Below are 1,856 nucleotides of genomic sequence, written 5' to 3'. Positions count from 1 at the left end.
ATTTAAAGATATAGAACTATCTAAATTTGCTACATCTCCTGAAAGATAGCTAATAACTGTAACTTCATTATTCACCGCCAATGCATTGGCAACAAACAAAAGAATCTTTTCAGCTCCACCACCATTTAAAGAGGGAGTAACCAACAAATATTTACTTCTCATACTATAAGTTCACCTTTCGTTTTTGTAAGCTTATATACTACTATCGTTATAACAATAAGAATAAAAAAAGATCTAAACATTTCAAAAAATGTAGCTCTTATTAGGTTAGTGTAGACAAAAAACATGGAGTAATAAATAGTATTAGATAAACCGACATCTTTGAATTTTGGCGTGAATGACACCGTAAAAATATATGCAAATAAAAAGCAAGCCAATATTCCTCCAATATATGAGAAATTTCCATAAAAATCTCCAAACATTGTTGCACCGACTGGATATCCGATTATGGGATTAACAATATTTGAAATAGAAGCTTTTGCAAAAAATTCAGGGAATGCCCATCCAATAGGGAAAATTGTCGGAATCATGGCAAAGAAGGTATATCCTTTGTAGAAGTCTATTTGAGTAGGAATTAAAGAAAAAATATTTACCACAGAAAAGAAAGATAATCCAAATTCTGCCAACGTCTCAGTTAAAAAGTCAGTTCCCCAAAAAATATCTTTCCAGTTATCCTTAAAAAAAGAACTCAACAAAAAGTCTGCCTGTAACCTTTGATTTCTTATAACCATAAGAAGATTTAAAAAAACAATTGAAAAGTATGATCCAAATAAAACAAATTTTATATTAAATTTTATATTGTACACTTATACACATCTAGATGTGTATAAGAGACAGGGCTAAGCCAACATAACCCAGTCCTATTACGGCTATCTTCATTCTTATAGCTCCTTTTTTAATATTTATAATAATCTTTATACCATTTCACAAAGAGTCTTAAAGATTCATCTAATGATGTTTCAGGTTTAAAATTTAACTTTTCTTCAAGATCACTAATATCTGCATAAGTTTTCATAACATCACCCAATTGCATATCCATAAATATTTTATTCGCTTCAATTCCTATGTGTTTTTCCAATAATTCTACAAACCTCATTAAAGTTTCTGGGGTATTATTTCCAATATTATATATCTTATAAGGTGCCCAGCTTTCACTAATTTTACCATCTAGCTCATTCCACGCATTATCAGTAGTTGGTGGATTATTAATTAACCTGCTGATTGCAGTTACAACATCATCAACATAAGTAAAATCTCTTTTCATGTTTCCATGATTAAAAATTTTTATATCTCTGCCATTAAAAATGTCTTCTGTAAACGAAAAATAAGCCATATCTGGTCTACCGTATGGACCAACGACAGTAAAAAAACGTAAACCAGTTGTAGGGATATTATAGAGATTACTATACGAGTGAGCCATCAACTCATTTGACTTTTTAGTTGCTGCATACAAACTAACCGGATGGTCAACATTATCCTCTGTAGAATAAGGGATTTTTGAGTTCCCCCCATAAACTGAACTGGATGACGCATACAATAAATGATCAACAGGAAAATTTCTGCAAGCCTCCAGTACATTCAAAAAGCCTAATAGATTAGAATCTAAGTATGCATATGGGTTCGTAATAGAATATCTCACACCTGCCTGCGCTGCTAAATTAATTACTATATTGAATTTTTCATTTTTGAAAAGATTATCCAAACTATTCTTATCCGTAATATCCATTTTGATGAATTGGTAATTCTCAAATCTTTCTAATAGTTTTAACCTATCTTGCTTTAGTTTGACGTCATAATAACTATTTAAATTATCAATACCAATAATTTGAACATCGCTTTTTTCTTTATCAATAATT

2 protein-coding genes are annotated in these 1,856 nt (G+C 30.4%); both read right to left on the bottom strand.

Annotation, left to right across the window (positions count from 1 at the left end; genetic code table 11):
• Nucleotides 1–158 precede the first annotated feature (158 nt).
• The gene (locus A5886_RS15600) at nt 159–806 is read right to left on the bottom strand and encodes an oligosaccharide repeat unit polymerase (RefSeq protein WP_086276087.1); all 648 of its coding nucleotides are present in this window, start codon (nt 804–806) and stop codon (nt 159–161) included.
• Nucleotides 807–895: 89 nt separating this feature from the next.
• Nucleotides 896–1,855 (bottom strand): NAD-dependent epimerase/dehydratase family protein, encoded by a 960-nt coding sequence (locus A5886_RS15595; RefSeq protein WP_086276086.1) that lies wholly within the window; start codon nt 1,853–1,855, stop codon nt 896–898.
• Nucleotide 1,856: the final 1 nt, after the last annotated feature.

Source organism: Candidatus Enterococcus testudinis (assembly GCF_002140915.1).
Classification (GTDB): Bacteria; Bacillota; Bacilli; order Lactobacillales; family Enterococcaceae; genus Enterococcus_D; species Enterococcus_D testudinis.
Note: the sequence above shows the minus strand (reverse complement) of the source record. Positions and strands in the feature narration are given on the sequence as shown.